At 42.1% G+C, this 15,515-nt stretch carries 10 protein-coding genes and 1 riboswitch; of the genes, 5 read left to right on the top strand and 5 right to left on the bottom strand.

The genetic code is table 11. From position 1 onward, the window contains the following. On the top strand, window positions 1-952 hold a 952-nt coding region (locus JG770_RS08765), incomplete at its 5' end, for a fibronectin type III-like domain-contianing protein (RefSeq protein ID WP_291957886.1). 131 nt (window positions 953-1,083) lie between these two features. Here JG770_RS08765 and JG770_RS08770 read toward each other — a convergent pair. The 3 genes from JG770_RS08770 to ytaF all read right to left on the bottom strand — a co-directional run bounded on the left by JG770_RS08770 (window position 1,084) and on the right by ytaF (window position 3,709). Continuing rightward, window positions 1,084-1,911, bottom strand: coding sequence for an ATP-dependent Clp protease proteolytic subunit (locus JG770_RS08770; RefSeq protein ID WP_291957889.1), 828 nt, complete (start codon window positions 1,909-1,911; stop codon window positions 1,084-1,086). Window positions 1,912-1,914: 3 nt separating this feature from the next. Continuing rightward, window positions 1,915-2,478, bottom strand: a complete 564-nt coding sequence (locus tag JG770_RS08775) for a rhomboid family intramembrane serine protease (RefSeq protein ID WP_291957892.1) — start codon at window positions 2,476-2,478, stop codon at window positions 1,915-1,917. 610 nt (window positions 2,479-3,088) lie between these two features. Continuing rightward, on the bottom strand, window positions 3,089-3,709 hold the full coding sequence (ytaF, locus tag JG770_RS08780; RefSeq protein ID WP_291957895.1) for a sporulation membrane protein YtaF: 621 nt from the start codon (window positions 3,707-3,709) through the stop codon (window positions 3,089-3,091). 202 nt (window positions 3,710-3,911) lie between these two features. Here ytaF and JG770_RS08785 point away from each other — a divergent pair, with 202 nt between their 5' ends. The 4 genes from JG770_RS08785 to JG770_RS08800 all read left to right on the top strand — a co-directional run bounded on the left by JG770_RS08785 (window position 3,912) and on the right by JG770_RS08800 (window position 12,923). Beyond that, window positions 3,912-6,548: a cation-translocating P-type ATPase gene (locus tag JG770_RS08785; RefSeq protein ID WP_291957898.1), complete on the top strand. Its 2,637-nt coding sequence runs from the start codon at window positions 3,912-3,914 to the stop codon at window positions 6,546-6,548. Window positions 6,549-6,979: 431 nt separating this feature from the next. Beyond that, window positions 6,980-9,508: a cation-translocating P-type ATPase gene (locus tag JG770_RS08790; protein WP_291957901.1), complete on the top strand. Its 2,529-nt coding sequence runs from the start codon at window positions 6,980-6,982 to the stop codon at window positions 9,506-9,508. Continuing rightward, window positions 9,503-9,663: riboswitch (M-box (ykoK) riboswitch) on the top strand. Its footprint overlaps the gene before it by 6 nt. A 348-nt stretch (window positions 9,664-10,011) precedes the next feature. Continuing rightward, entirely contained in the window at window positions 10,012-12,690 is a 2,679-nt protein-coding gene (gene mgtA / locus JG770_RS08795) for a magnesium-translocating P-type ATPase (RefSeq protein WP_291957903.1), read from the top strand. Between the two features lie 23 nt (window positions 12,691-12,713). Beyond that, window positions 12,714-12,923 (top strand): hypothetical protein, encoded by a 210-nt coding sequence (locus JG770_RS08800; RefSeq protein ID WP_291957906.1) that lies wholly within the window; start codon window positions 12,714-12,716, stop codon window positions 12,921-12,923. 590 nt (window positions 12,924-13,513) lie between these two features. Here the strand turns inward: JG770_RS08800 and JG770_RS08805 are convergent. Both JG770_RS08805 and JG770_RS08810 read right to left on the bottom strand, forming a co-directional pair. Next, window positions 13,514-14,665, bottom strand: a complete 1,152-nt coding sequence (locus JG770_RS08805; protein ID WP_363320983.1) for an ISNCY family transposase — start codon at window positions 14,663-14,665, stop codon at window positions 13,514-13,516. Then, window positions 14,607-14,759 carry a hypothetical protein gene (locus tag JG770_RS08810; RefSeq protein WP_291957912.1) on the bottom strand — a complete coding sequence of 51 codons (153 nt, stop codon included), beginning with the start codon at window positions 14,757-14,759 and terminating at the stop codon, window positions 14,607-14,609. The genes JG770_RS08805 and JG770_RS08810 overlap by 59 nt, the downstream gene beginning before the upstream one ends. Window positions 14,760-15,515 lie beyond the last annotated feature (756 nt).

The following is a 15,515-nucleotide window of genomic DNA, read 5'->3' on the forward strand; positions in this document are numbered from 1 at the left end:
ACTTATAGAGATCGTATCGGAGGTGCAGGCCAATACCATTGTTGTATTGAGCAACGGTGCACCTGTGGAGATGCCGTGGTTAAGCAATGTAAAGGGCTTGATAGAGGCTTATCTGGGAGGGCAGGCCTTTGGGGGGGCTATAGCGGATATACTGTTCGGTTATGCCAATCCGTGTGGCAAATTGGCCGAAACCTTCCCGCAAAAATTATGCCATAATCCTTCGTATTTGAACTTTCCGGGAGAAGGCGACAGGGTAGAGTATAGAGAAGGGTTGTTTGTCGGTTACAGGTATTATGATGTTAAGCAGATAGAGCCGCTTTTCCCATTCGGATATGGGTTGAGCTACACAAGCTTTGAATATAATGATATGTCGGTCGATAAAAAAGAGGTCAATGATACCGAGACGATTACGGTAAAAGTGAAGGTAAAGAATGTCGGGGAAGTGGCAGGCAAAGAGATAATTCAACTATATGTGCAAGACGCAGAGAGCAGCGTTATAAGGCCTGTAAAAGAGCTAAAGGGTTTTTACAAGGTAGAGCTTGAGCCCGGAGAAGAAAAAGAAGTCGAATTTATGCTGGATAAAAGGGCATTTGCCTATTATAATACCGATATAAAGGACTGGCACGTGGAAAGCGGCGATTTCGAGATATTAATAGGTAAATCTTCAAAGGATATAGTTCTCAAGGAAACTGTAAAGGTAAATTCTACGGTGCCTGTAAAGAAATACTATCATAGAAATTCATTATTGGGGGATATAATGGCAGACCCGCACGGGGCTGAGGTAATAAAACAACTTGCTGCGCAGTTTAATATACCTATGGGAGAAGGAAATGAGCCGTCCGATGATATGATGAAGTATACACCTCTGAGGGCGTTGGTGGCATTTTCCGGCGGTATGTTCACCGAAGATATGATGAACATGCTGATAAGCAAGTTGAACGAGCAATACTAATATGAGTTAAAAGTGTGCCCTGCAAGTGACTGAGATGGGGTATTGACATCTCAGCACATATCCAAAGCTGGTTTTAAAGCTGAACCCCAGCAATCAAAAATTGCTGGGGTTCAGCTTTATGATGCCTGAAATTATTTTTCAGTATTTTCTCGTTCGCCGCGATAACCGGGCAGATACTCCACAGTAGGTGTCTGGCGTACCGGCTGCGGATACAGATTCATGAGCTGGTATATTTCCTTTGGCATATTGGTATTTACATTTAGCCCAAGGCTTTTAGCAACGTCAACTGTGATAGGAAAGTCATGCGTCCAATTGCCCTGTGTCAATATTTTGGCTATACGTTGCTTATCATCCTTGGAGTATTGATCAGGCAGAATGTCTATTATACTGCCTTCTAACTGATTTATGGCTTTTTCTGCTATATTGGCAAGTATGAGGGTCTGGTCATCGATGGCCGATAGCGGTTTTTGTTTCAGCACATTGATGATGGATGGCGCCGGATATTGCCCTATCTGCGGGTCGACTGGCCCCAATACCGATTGCTCGCCCATTATTATTTCATCAGCAGCCAGGGCAATAAGCGTGCCGCCTGACATGGCATAATGGGGTACATATACGGTTGTTTTACCGGGATGCTTCTTGAGAGCACGGGCTATTTGAACAGCGGCTAAAGCCACCCCGCCGGGAGTATGCAATATGAGGTCTATCGGCAAATCCGGATCGGTCATCTGTATAGCCCGTATAACCCTTTCGGAGTCGTCTATGTCTATGTAGCGCATTACTGGAAAGCCCAGTATACTCATGGTTTCCTGGCGATGTATCATAGCTATGACTCTAGAGTTATGCTTTTTTTCTATGTCATATATTAATCTTTGCCTGGAAGCTTCCAACATCTTTTGTTTCATTACTGGCTGTAAAGCCGAGATTACTATGAATAGAAACAGTAAATCAAAGAACATACTCTATACCTCCTTTTGAAATATAAAATTACCATGGCCAATATTCGTCGTCCCAAAGAATACAGCGGATGGAACATATATAAAAAACGGTATTATGAAAGGTATCAAGGTGATGATCCTTGAGTGAGGGAACAGCACAAAATATGCTCCCATTACCCCGGCTATAGCTCCTGATGCGCCAAGCGTAGGCACGGTAGAATTGGGGCCAGAGAGGAAATGAGCCAAACCGGCTATTAAGCCGCATAATATGTAAAATATAAGAAATCGCATGGCTCCCATTTTATCCTCTACATTATCGCCGAATAACCACAGAGACCACATGTTGCTTATTATATGCATCCAATTGCCATGCATGAACATGCTTGTGAATAATGGTATATATGCTGCGGGGTTGTTTAAGGATTCAGCCAAACGCGCAGGAATAAAGGCATATTGATATACAATGGCCAGAGCCTGCCTGTCTGGCAATGAGGATTGGTATAGAAATACTATGGCGTTTATTATTATTATAGTCCATGTCATTATCGGTGTATGTTTGCTGGGGATGGTATCTCTAAGCGGGATCATGTTGCAATCGCCTGCCTTTCCTCTTTTGGTTAATATTATTATATATCCGGCTTTGCTTATATGCAAGCTATAATAAGCTGGATTTGCGATTCGTAATATGTGATTAGAACTGCTGACATTAAGCGATGCAAATGATATAAAGCCTGAGAACGCCTTGAAATATTGCGTAGGCGTACTCAATGAGTGCAGCGTAGAGCAAGCGTAGGTCAGGCATGGACGCCCGACCAGCCGCGTAAGCAAATAGCCTGAAGCCGGTCTTAGAACGTTTTGCTGTACGCTCTGCGAGCGCAACGTTGAACAGGCGTGGCCGAAGGCATGGATGTCGGAGGCAGGCCGCCTGAACACGGATGCGAATTGCGGCCGTTAGCCTGTTCGAGTGGAGCGAGTAGATATCCTTTCGTTTATTATAGCTCTTGTTTCTGAATCTATAGCATCGGAATATTCCGATTATCGCCGTTACGATTTCTTACCGGTTATTCTGTATCTGTCACTCATCTTCACACACGCATCTGTTATTGCTCTATATAAATAAAGACAATAAAAGATGGTACAAAGTTCGAAAAGTTATGAATCGATTGAGCATGGTAAAAGAAGCCGAAAAGCATATAATTCATATAAATATCTCATACAAGCCTAAAGCAATAATTATTATTCCTGACACAAGCAATGCATATTCGCCAAGAGCCTTGGTTAAATAATGTCTACCAATTAGGCCTCCGAACGCAATCATCACTATGCTAAGAACAAATGTGCAAAATGTAGTAAAAATAATATTGAGAGCACTTATACTTGCCCCTATACCAACGATTAAGTTATTTATAGTTAACGCAAAAGCCAAGGTTACAGCTTCTTTTGTATCAATATCACCCGAACTATCAGCATCCGCTTTTTCCGGATTGTCTAAAATGTCTGTACAACCTATCAAATCAGCGGCGTCATCTATATCTTCTTTTCGTTTCTCGCACCTTTTTTTGAAATAATCCAATATGGAAAGTAAGCCTATCACAATAAGTATAATACCGCCTAACGCATTGCCTATAGCTGAAGGCATGAGCGCCGCTATCAACAAGCCTACGGACATGGCCAGAAACGTTCCGAAACTCGATATTAAAGCAATTAAGAAATTACTAAGCAAAGAAATTCTTATTTTCTTTATCCCATATGCCACTCCTACGACGAAGCTATCGATAGTTACAGAAAAAGCAAATAGCAATGAAGATAACAAATGCATCTGTATTCCTCCAACAACATAATCATATTCACATTATATTTATAATGATTATATAGTGTTACAATCAAAGACCCCCTACCTTATCGCATCTAGGGCGAGGTCAAAAGGATATCAGCACAAAACTCCTATTATATTCAGGTTATATTCGTTGGTTTATCTTCATATAAATCTATATATGCTAGTCCACGAAAGGAGCATGCTTATGATAAGAGAAGAAAGGATTTTTTCGAATAACGACCTGCAGATAAGGCTTTTCAATGGCCTATCGCAAAAAGAAGCGGAACAGCGGTTAAAAAGATACGGTCCCAATGAGTTAACAAAAACGAAAAAAATATCAGTGCTGTCATTATTTTTAGACCAATTTAAGGACTTCATCACAATGGTCCTGCTGGCAGCCACATTGATCTCCTACTTTCTCGGCGAAATAGCCGATGCAGTCACAATAGTTATAATCATCGTCATGAATGCCTTTTTAGGATTTATTCAGGAATACCGGGCTGAGAAATCCATGGAGGCGTTAACCGACCTATCCGCCCCTCATGCTTCAGTGCTGAGGGATAGCTCAGTAAAAAATATCCCGGCCAGAGAAGTAGTACCCGGAGATATAATCATATTAGAAACCGGCAGTAGGGTCCCGGCCGACTGCGCCTTAATTGAAGCTGTCAATGTACAGGCCGATGAGTCCATATTAACCGGCGAATCTGTACCCGTAGAAAAAATACCTATCAAAACAAATCAAATAGCAGAAACCATTACAAAAGAACATAAGCTCTTTATGGGCACGACTCTGACTATGGGCAGGGGCAAAGCCATCGTTCTTAAAACAGGTATGCAGACCGAGATGGGCGGCATAGCTGATTTACTGCAAAACGTCGATAAAGAACCCACCCCCCTTCAAAAACGTTTGGACCGGATAGGCCGTGAACTCGTATTAATATGCCTTGGCGTATGCGCATTGATTACCGTCGCCGGTATATACCACGGAGAACCTGTATACAATATGTTCCTGTTCGGCGTAAGCCTGGCCGTAGCAGCCATACCGGAGGGTTTACCGGCTATAGTGACGGTCTCTTTAGCCATAGGCGTTCAGCGGATGTTAAAGCGCAACGTCTTAATACGCAAGTTATCGGCGGTAGAAACATTGGGAAGCATAAATGTAATATGCTCAGATAAAACTGGCACGCTTACAGAAAACAAAATGACCGTAAAGAAGATATTCGCGGGTGATACTATGATCGATGTCACAGGCAGCGGCTATGACATCAAGGGAGGCTTTTTAACCGATAAAGGTCCTATAAACCCCAACAACTATACGCCTCTTCAGACATTACTCATGATAGGCGCGCTGTGCAACAACGCCGAATATAAAAACGGCGAGATTTCCGGCGACCCGACCGACGCGGCTGTTTTGATCGCATCTAAAAAAGCCGGAATAGACCAAAAAACCGCAGGCCATTTTGCGCGTATAGCCGAGATCCCTTTTGACTCGGATAGAAAACGAATGAGCGTGATATACAAGGAAAGGAATGGCTACTACCTCTTAGTAAAAGGCGCGCCGGACAAAATCATAAATATTTGCGCGCAAAAGTTAGACGCTAGCGGCGTTTCAATGCTGACCGGCACTCAAAAGAGAACCTTGTTGAATATAAACGACAGGCTGGCCGGCCAAGCTCTGAGGGTATTAGCCTTTGCCTATAAAAAAATAGATTTTTCGCCCAAAAGTAAGCTAAGCCCGGCGATAGAAGAGAACCTTATATTCGTCGGTCTAGAAGGCATGATCGATCCTCCGAAGGCTGAGGCTATCAAATCTATAAAAAACTGTTATGGTGCTGGGATCAAACCCGTGATCATTACCGGCGATCACAAAAACACCGCTATGGCAATAGCCAGGGAATTGGGCATGAACGCCAAAGAGAATAATGTCCTCACAGGCGATCAAATAGAAGAGATGTCCGATAAGGATTTAGAAAATAAAGTTTCTGATATAACGGTCTTCGCAAGGGTAACGCCAAAACACAAACTCAAGATCGTGCGCGCCTATAAAAGCAGGCGTAATATCGTAGCCATGACCGGCGATGGCGTAAACGACGCTCCGGCTCTAAAAGAGGCCAATATAGGCATAGCTATGGGCAAAAGCGGAACCGATGTAGCCAAAGAAGCTTCTGAAATGGTATTATTGGATGATAACTTTTCTACCATAGTCAACGCTATCGAGGAAGGCCGCATAATATATGATAATATCAGAAAATTTATACGTTATCTTCTATCCTGTAATTTAGGAGAAATCTTAATGATGGCCGCGGCGGCATTCTGGGGTATGCCCATACCATTGGTTCCTATCCAAATATTATGGGTAAACCTGGTAACTGATGGATTGCCCGCTTTAGCGCTGGGTGTAGAACCGCCGGATAAAGGCATTATGAACAGGCCTCCCCGCAAAGGAGATGAAGGCATTTTCTCCAGAGGATTGGGCACCAGTATCGCCCTATCGGGTTTTTTGATCGGAGCCAGCTCTTTAGCTGCTTTTATGGTCATGCTATATACTTCAGGTGGAAATATTGCAAAGGCTAGAACAGTGGCTTTCATCACCTTGGTCATCGCCGAACTCATCTACTCTTTTGAAAGCAAATCGGAAACAAGCAATATATTTGAAGTAGGTTTCTTCAGCAACCCATATCTCATATTGGCCAATTTAGCCTCTTTAGTACTGACTATAGCAGTGATCTATATACCATTTTTATCCGCTATCTTTAAGACATATGCTCTGGGATATGGGGATTGGTTTGTGGTTGTGTTATTTTCGATAATAGAATTTACAATAAATAGTCTAATATTATAATATTTATACATAACTCCAATAGATTGACTCCATTTTATGCAATAATCTACCTCCCTCACTTTTTGGCAAGGATAAAAAGCCTACGCCTGCTACAGGCTCGATATATATGTCAAGCCTGTAGCGACGCAAGGTCGCCTTCAAGGCATTCTTCGACTTCATATCACTTCATTTACATCATGCAGTTTGGATTCATCTTATGAATTTAGATGTCATTGTCCCAATGGTAATCTAAATAAGCTCTTCAGTTACTAAAGAATATCAAATGTATATGTGTTTTGTTATCAATTAATAACGATAATTGATAACAATTCTGCGATAGCTTAATTTTTTTGCGCTATATATTGCATTTTCTAAAGCATAAGCATATAATATATCGTAATGCTTTTGCTATCAATTGATATCAATAGAATAATTCAGGCTGGAGGATAATAATGGCAAAGATAAACGGTTTTGAAGGAGATTACACCGGACTCACTGACGATGAAGTTATGGATTTGCAGTTAAAATACGGGAAGAATGAGTTGGTACCTAAAAAGAAGAAAACATTGCTTTCACGCATTTTATCCGTATTTAAGGAGCCGATGCTGGCACTGCTTTTTGGCACGGCGTTCATTTATTTCTTTCTGGGAGAATACAGAGACGGTATTATAATGATGTTTTTTGTCGCGGTGGTGACAGGCATAAGCTTTTTCCAAGAATGGCGGACAGATAAGACTTTAGACGCCCTAAAGGATTTGTCGTCGCCCAAAATAACCGTCGTTAGGAATAACGAGCTAGTAACCATAGATAGCAATGAATTAACTGTCGGCGACATAATGCTTCTCAAAGAAGGAGACATTGTGTCCGCGGATGGCCAAATCATTGAAATGCATGACCTTGGCATGGATGAATCCACCCTAACGGGTGAATCCCAAATAAGCTGGAAGAATGCAGAAACAGATGCTGCGGATGAAAAAGAATATTGGAAGAAAAATTATTGCTATGCCGGGACAACCGTGATAAACGGCTCAGCAATCGTGCGGGTCACGGCTATAGGCTTACAGACGGAGTATGGCAAAATAGGTGCCGACATAAACGCCGCGCCTGAACAATCCACGCCGCTGGAAATGCAGACGAAGCAACTGATAAAAGCGAGCCTTTATGTAAGTATCGGCTTATTTATATTAGTATTCGCCGTTACATTCGTACATCAAAAGAGTTTCATAGACGGGCTGCTCTCAGCTATTACGGTAACGATGGCCATGATACCGGAGGAATTTCCAGTGGTTCTGACTGTTTTCCTTGCTATGGGCGCATGGCGGCTGGCTAAACGAAATGCTTTGGTAAGGAGAATACCTGCTATAGAAACCCTTGGCGCCATATCTGTTTTGTGTGTTGACAAAACCGGTACTCTTACAAAAAACCAGATGGAAGTCAGGGATATTTATGATTTTTATGATAAAACTGACGAGAAAGGCGTAAGCGTCATAGAATGGGCTGTTTTAGCCTGCGAAGAGGAATCCTATGACCCCATGGAAAAAGCCATCATAGAGTGCGGAATAAAAAACGGTATGAATATAAAAGATGCATTTTCGCATAAACTCATCTTCGAGTATCCGTTCAGTTCCGAATCAAAAATGATGGGGCATGTATGGGAATTGGATGGTAAGCCTACACTCGCCGCGAAAGGTTCACCCGAATCAATAATACCGTTATGCCATTTAAATGATGAAGACATGAAAACCGTAGAAAACCGCCAAATCGAAATGGCTTCAAAAGGTTACAGGGTTATAGCCGTGGCAATAAACGACGATATGAATGATATCCCCAAAGGCCTTGATGAAAATCAGATGAGGCTCTTGGGATTGATAGGTTTGGCCGATCCGCCGCGAGAGGTTGTGCCGGATGCCATAGATGTTTGCAACAAGGCGGGGATAAGGGTTATAATGATTACAGGTGATAATGGTATTACCGCTCAATCCATAGCTAAAGAAATCGGCATACAAAATTATGAAAATGTAATTACGGGGCAAGAATTGGAAGAAATGACCGATGAAGAATTAAAAAACAGGATAGTAAATACGAATATCTTTGCCCGCGTAATACCAAGGCATAAAATGCGCATAGTAAAGGCTTTCAAGGATATCGGTGAAGTGGTAGCGATGACGGGAGACGGCGTCAACGACGCGCCGGCGTTAAAGTATGCCGATATAGGCATTGCTATGGGTAAACGCGGCACAGGCGTTGCAAAAGAAGCCGCCGATATGATTTTGCTGGATGATAATTTTACGACAATCGTGGATTCTATAAGGAATGGCCGCAGGATATACGATAATATCAAGAAGGCTTTCGAGTATATATTGTGCGTTCATATACCCATAGCCTTAACCGCTGTGCTGACGCCGCTATTGCACTTACCGCTGCTTTTGCTTCCTACACATGTGGTATTATTGGAGCTGATTATAGACCCTACGTGCTCTATAGTATTCGAGCGCCAGCCGGAGGAACCTGACATAATGAACAGAAAGCCTAGGCCAAAATCCGAACCGTTGATCACGACAAAGTGGCTAACAAAAGCTTTATTGCAAGGTACAACCATTTTTGCCGCATTGTTCATTCCGTATATGTATATGATGCGAAGTGGCATTACGCAGAATATGGCCAGAAGCTTCTCATTAACGATACTCATATTTGCGAATTTATTGCTGGTATACGTTAATAGGTCCAACATAGACAGCATATTTAAAGATATGTTTAAGTTGAGAGATAAAGTCATCGGTTATATCAATGCGGGGATTGTTTTGGGCCTTTTGGCAATCCTCTATATACCCACTTTAAATAATATCGTAAGCACGAATCCATTGCCTTTGCCATATTTGGTTGGGGCAATCGCTATAGCTGCGGTATCGACAATGTGGTGGGAAATTGTTAAGAAATACGCCAGAAGCAAAAGGATAAGAGTATTAAAATCTGTTGAATAATGACGGTAGGTGAGGTTACCGTAGGGATACGGGTTGCTGCCGCGAAATAGTGGAGACACTATGAGAAGGTTAAACAGACCATGTCGAAACCAAGGCATGGCCTAATGCAAGTCCATTGCCCTATGAAGCCAAAGCTTGAACGCAAGTATACCTTAAAGGTATGTTATTCATGAGTGGAGTTTGTATATTCTCTGCCAAGCGTTTAAGCTTTGACAGAGATTTTTTATTGTTAAAACAAACCCTCTTAGGGTTTCACATAGATATTTTAAAATGGAAACAAGGTGAGAAAGATGAGCGATGAGAGTAGTAGCGGCATGGAACCTGACGGACTAAGTAGCGGAGAAAGCAGTCATATAGAAAATCGGTTCGATTTTCTTAGCTTGTCTTTCTCATCAATTTAATATCAATAAGCGCTTATGTCATGTGTTTCATGTCTTTGCTTCCTTACTGAACAGCAGTAATTGTATGCAGTATAAAAAAACTAAAAATTGGAGGTTAAGACTATGAAAAGGAAAATTATTCAAACTGTTTCCAGCGCTGTATCGCCGGTGGCAGAAAAACTGATCCGTGCAAGCAGGATGGAAACAGATGAACTGCTGAAAGAGTACAATACCACGCTCAACGGATATAACGAAGAAACTGCCGCTGAGCTCAGAGATAAATATGGGAAGAATGAAATTTCCCGTGAGAAGCCGGAGTCGGTTTATAAGAGGCTTATAGACGCCTTCATAAACCCATTCACCGTCGTGCTTTTTGTTCTTACCGCTATCTCGTTTTTCACGGATGTTGTAATAGTTGCTCCGGGCGAAAAGGATCCATCAACTGTAATTATAATCTGTACAATGGTGATAATCAGCGCCCTGCTTCGCTTCATTCAGGAGACCCGTTCCAATAATTCAGCTGAGAAGCTTAAAACAATGGTTACCACAACCGTTACTGTAACCCGCGGCGAGGAAGGTAGAAAAGAAGTGCCCAGCGCGGATATAGTACCCGGCGATATTATCTTTTTGACGGCAGGCGATATGGTCCCGGCAGATGTACGCATTATTTCCTGTAAGGACCTGTTTGTCAGTCAATCGTCTTTGACCGGTGAAAGCGAGCCGGTTGAAAAATTTAGCTATGCCATCGCTCAAGAAACCAAAAATCCACTGGATCTGCCAAATCTCGCCTTTATGGGTAGCAACGTCGTCAGCGGTTCTGCCGTTTGCATTGTTTTGGCAACGGGTGATTTTACCTGCTTCGGTTCAATGGCCAAGGCTATTTCAGATAACCAGGTTACAACGAGTTTTGAAAAGGGCATTAATTCGGTAAGTTGGGTTCTGATTCGCTTTATGATGTGCATGGTGCCCGTTGTATTTTTTATAAACGGTTTTACCAAGGGTGATTGGTTTCAGGCGTTTTTGTTTGCTTTATCTGTCGCAGTCGGCCTTACGCCTGAGATGTTACCCATGATCGTCACTACAAATCTTGCAAAAGGTGCAGTCGCGATGGCAAATAAAAAAACCATCGTCAAACATCTGAACTCCATACAGAATTTCGGTGCCATGGATGTCCTATGTACTGACAAGACTGGCACGATTACACAAGATCACATCGTCTTGGAACGCTACCTTGATATACATGGCAATGAGGATGAGAGAATACTGCGTCATGCATTTTTGAATAGCTATTATCAGACGGGGCTTAAAAATCTCATGGACGTCGCTATAATCAATCATGCGAAAACCGAGCCCTATCGTTCTCTGCGGGAAAAGTATACCAAGGTAGATGAAATCCCATTTGATTTTAACAGACGAAGGATGAGCGTTGTCATACGCGATCAGGATGGCAAAACCCAGCTTATCACAAAAGGTGCAGTGGAAGAGATGCTCTCGATTTGTACCTATACCGAATACAATGGTACAGTCGTTGAATTGAGCGATGACATACGCAAGGAGATCATCAGTACCGTAGCTGAGCTCAGTAACCAAGGGATGCGAGTTTTAGCCGTCGCGCAGAAAAATAATCCGCCTGTAGAAGGTGTCTTTTCTGTAAAAGATGAATCCGATATGGTGCTTATAGGTTACCTAGCTTTCCTTGATCCTCCGAAAGATACCGCAGCAGCAGCTATCATGGCCCTAAATGACTATGGCGTAGCCGTAAAGGTACTGACAGGAGATAGCGATGCAGTGGCAAAATGTATATGCAGGCAAGTGGGGCTTAAAGTCGATAACATGTTGCTAGGCTCTGAAATTGAAGAGATGAATGACGAAAAGCTTGCTGTGGTTGTAGAAAAAACGAATCTTTTCGCCAAGCTCACTCCGCAGCAAAAAGCTAGGATTGTCAGAACCCTGCGCAGCAACGGCCATATTGTGGGATTCATGGGAGATGGCATAAATGATGCGGCTGCTATGCATGAAGCTGATGTCGCCATATCAGTCGATACGGCGGTAGATGTCGCCAAGGATTCTGCCGATATAATTTTGCTTGAGAAAGACCTAACGGTGCTCGAGCAAGGCGTTATAGAAGGACGTCGTACCTTTGGTAATATCATAAAGTATATCAAGATGACCACGAGCTCCAATTTTGGCAATATGTTTTCAGTAGTGACTGCAAGTGCCTTTCTCCCATTTCTGCCGATGCAGCCGATTCAGATCCTTTTTCTTAATTTGATTTACGACATCTCCTGCATCGCTATTCCGTGGGATAACATGGATGAGGATTATCTTAAGATACCGCGCAAATGGGATGCTTCCTCTATAGGAAGTTTCATGATATGGCTTGGGCCCACGAGTTCGGTGTTTGATATTACTACCTATATCATCATGTTTTTTGTTATTTGTCCTGTTATCACAGGCGGTGCTTACGGTTCAAAAGGAATAAATAGCGCATCGTTTATAAGCTTATTTAACAGCGGCTGGTTTGTAGAGAGTTTATGGTCACAGACGCTCGTCATCCATATGATTCGTACGCCAAGAATCCCGTTTATTCAGAGCCGCGCATCGATACCAGTATTATTATCCACCTCTGCGGCCATTGCTGTCGGTACCGTCACGCCTTACACGCCGTTTGGAAGGGTTCTGGGAATGGCGGCAATGCCTGCTATCTATTTCTCATGGTTGCTGGCTATGATCCTATGTTATATGTTGCTGGCAACATTTATGAAGACGATGTATAGAAGAAGATATGGTGAACTACTGTAAACTGTTAAGGAGGTTATGTGTAGATGATTATAGGACCGAATTTTTATACAGCCGTGGGATTATTGGGAACTCTTGCTTTTATGCTGCTGGGCTTGTTCTCGACTTACCCTGCTGTTAGAGCTTATGAAAAAGGTAGGAATTTTGCAAAATGGTATATATTTAGCTTTTTCTTGTTCCCGATTGCTTTGGTTGCTTCTATAGTCATAAACGATAAAAAAGAAATGCTATCCTAGAAAAAATATTACCGATGGAAGATAAGACCGTACGAGTATAAGTATAACGGTAAGCGGGTAATTGTGAAGAGCACATTTAATGAAGGGACGATGTTTATATATGTCTCACTCGCAGCTGATAAAATATTTTCGTGAGGACAGCGAAGAGACGAAGAAGAAGATTGAGCACAAAAGAGTTCATATTTCTTAGCTTTAAAGCAGCACAGCTCGTTATATAACTGTGCTGCTTTTTTGTTGCCGGCAAAAAGCCTATGTCAATAGTCAGCGAAAATGTCATAGTAAATGACTGATATTTATTCAACGAAAATTTCATAGCGGGTCATAGATTCACTATAATTGGAACATTAAATATAGATTATATTACAGTAAGCTGGTTATATAACTTTAGCAACTTACATTAATATGATACAACAACATATATTGCCATCAGACGAGTAAAAAAGATAATACTATCTTAAGGCTTACTGCTTTGCTAAATTCTAGCTGCTCCATTCTCGTGCGTCAAAGGTAAAATAAACAAGCTCCGCTTGCCCTTGACGCACGTTCATTTCGCAGCTATTATATAATTAGGCTGTAAGCCTTAATACTGGCTAACGCCAGGCGCGTGAGGAATTATACAGAGCCTCTAAAATCTCTCTGTCTGATTCCTCATACCAATATGATGGCGCCTTCTGCCAACCTTGTTTCCAAGGATGAGTGGGAGAAGGCTTATAAGGCTTAGCTGTGCTCGATGAACTTGCCTTATTAGCTTTCTGAGCTTTCTTAGGCGGTTCATCGAGCTTTTTCACAGCATATATATTATTGCCATACTGCACCCGTATACCTATCCTGGGGCTGGTAAGAACCGTTATCTTAGCTCTAGGAACGATAGGTGCAACGGTTTTGCCATCATCACATACAACTTGATAATATTGGCTGTGTAGAGAAAATACGCCGCCATTATCAACTTTTCTAGATAACTTAACACAAAGTATATTATCTAAGTCGATATCCGGCGGTGATTCTCTAAAAGCAGGCTCGGGATCTTGAGGCTCTATGGCGAACCTTTTATTATATCTCTCCAGGAACTTAGGCAAAAACTCATTGGCCTTTTCCATAGAATCAATGCCATAAATCCTCAATTCTGCCCTGAGCCTATCCTGCAAAGTATTCCATAGCCTCTCTACGCGGCCCTTAGCCTGAGGGGACCTGGCATTAATGATAGATATACCCAATGTACTCATAGCCATTTGGAACTGGGTTTCATTTACCACTTTACCCTCAAGCTGCTCCTCGATAGAGATTTTACCCTTATTAGGAGAAGCAAATATAGTATGCTTATCGGCATATAGAGATATAGGGATACCATATTGGCCAATGATGGTACGCATGAGCTCAAAATAGCCATTCATACACTCGTTTTCAGTAAAATAGAGCGCGAGGACCTGACCGGTGGCATCGTCTATGGCACCGTGGAGAGCCATATTACCTACAGAAGGAATCCATTCAAAAGAGGTGCAATCGATTTGCACCAACATGCCAGCCTGAGGCATACGTTCCCTTCTAGCATGAATCTTACGAGGGCGTCTATGCTTTCTAGGGCTTTGAATACCGGCATTATCAAGGATTCTATAAACCGAGGAATTACTAAGAATAATACCCTTATCATCCTCAAGCAAATCTCTAAAATGAGAGAAATTCGTATCAAAAAGACGCACCTTGTTCTTTAACCCCCTTCTTAAGTCTAAATATTTGACGAACACTGAGGTCTAAAACCTGCGCAGCTTCACTTGCGGTTAACGTCCCATCGATGACTTTATTAATAACAACAAGTTTTTGCATTTCGCTCTCTGTCATACAATACTGTTCCTCTCTCCTCATAATGACATTATCGCAGAATAATTTTACTATGACAATATCATAGAATAATAACATGCCGGCAAAAAGCCTATTGCAAAAAACAAAATAAGTGATATATTCCCATCTTCGACAGTTGTAAGAAAATATGATGTATTGGATCCGCTATTTCTAGCGGATCTCAAGACTTTTCAGCTATGTAAAAAAAACGTTGTATGGAAACCCTATTTGGTAATTTCTTTGATTATTTTATGCAAATCCTTAGGAGCATGAGAGACGATCCCAAATTTTATATAAACCTCCATAAAGGTGTAAGAGTACTTTCGGAAACTCCAAAAGCCCTTGAAATCTATGTTAAAGGCTTGACTGTCTATCGTCTCACCTCCAACATTCTCCATATATATCCACTTTTGCTTCCAGTTAATTATTACCTGCAGCTGCTCCTTGTCCTTCATCATTTAAACTTGATTAAAAATTTTCTTCGTATTTTTATCTATCATCCCCTATTTACGTCAGCTTTCTATCTTGACTTTTTCAAAATCGCCCAATAATTAAATTGGATTATTACTATTACTTTTATTTATTGGGGTGTGCGCCGGTTCGGCGCTAGGTATATAGCCCGGCGAAACACCGAGCCCGGCAAAGTCTGGCCAACAGCCGGTACCAAGCCTTGGAGCCGAAGCCGCGAGGCTAGGTTTAAGCGTAGGCATGGGAGCAAGCGAGCCGCAATGCGAAAGCGTGAAGCGATACAGCCCC

Source organism: Mahella sp. (genome assembly GCF_020054945.1).
GTDB lineage: Bacteria > Bacillota > Clostridia > Mahellales > Mahellaceae > Mahella.

Excerpts from the sequence above, each read along its gene's own strand:
- JG770_RS08770 (WP_291957889.1), bottom strand. The coding sequence starts at position 1,911 with ATGTTCTTTGATTTACTGTTTCTATTCATAGTAATCTCGGCTTTACAG.
- JG770_RS08775 (WP_291957892.1), bottom strand. The coding sequence starts at position 2,478 with ATGATCCCGCTTAGAGATACCATCCCCAGCAAACATACACCGATAATG.
- ytaF (WP_291957895.1), bottom strand. The coding sequence starts at position 3,709 with ATGCATTTGTTATCTTCATTGCTATTTGCTTTTTCTGTAACTATCGAT.
- JG770_RS08785 (WP_291957898.1), top strand. The coding sequence starts at position 3,912 with ATGATAAGAGAAGAAAGGATTTTTTCGAATAACGACCTGCAGATAAGG.
- JG770_RS08790 (WP_291957901.1), top strand. The coding sequence starts at position 6,980 with ATGGCAAAGATAAACGGTTTTGAAGGAGATTACACCGGACTCACTGAC.
- mgtA (WP_291957903.1), top strand. The coding sequence starts at position 10,012 with ATGAAAAGGAAAATTATTCAAACTGTTTCCAGCGCTGTATCGCCGGTG.
- JG770_RS08800 (WP_291957906.1), top strand. The coding sequence starts at position 12,714 with ATGATTATAGGACCGAATTTTTATACAGCCGTGGGATTATTGGGAACT.
- JG770_RS08810 (WP_291957912.1), bottom strand. The coding sequence starts at position 14,759 with ATGACAGAGAGCGAAATGCAAAAACTTGTTGTTATTAATAAAGTCATC.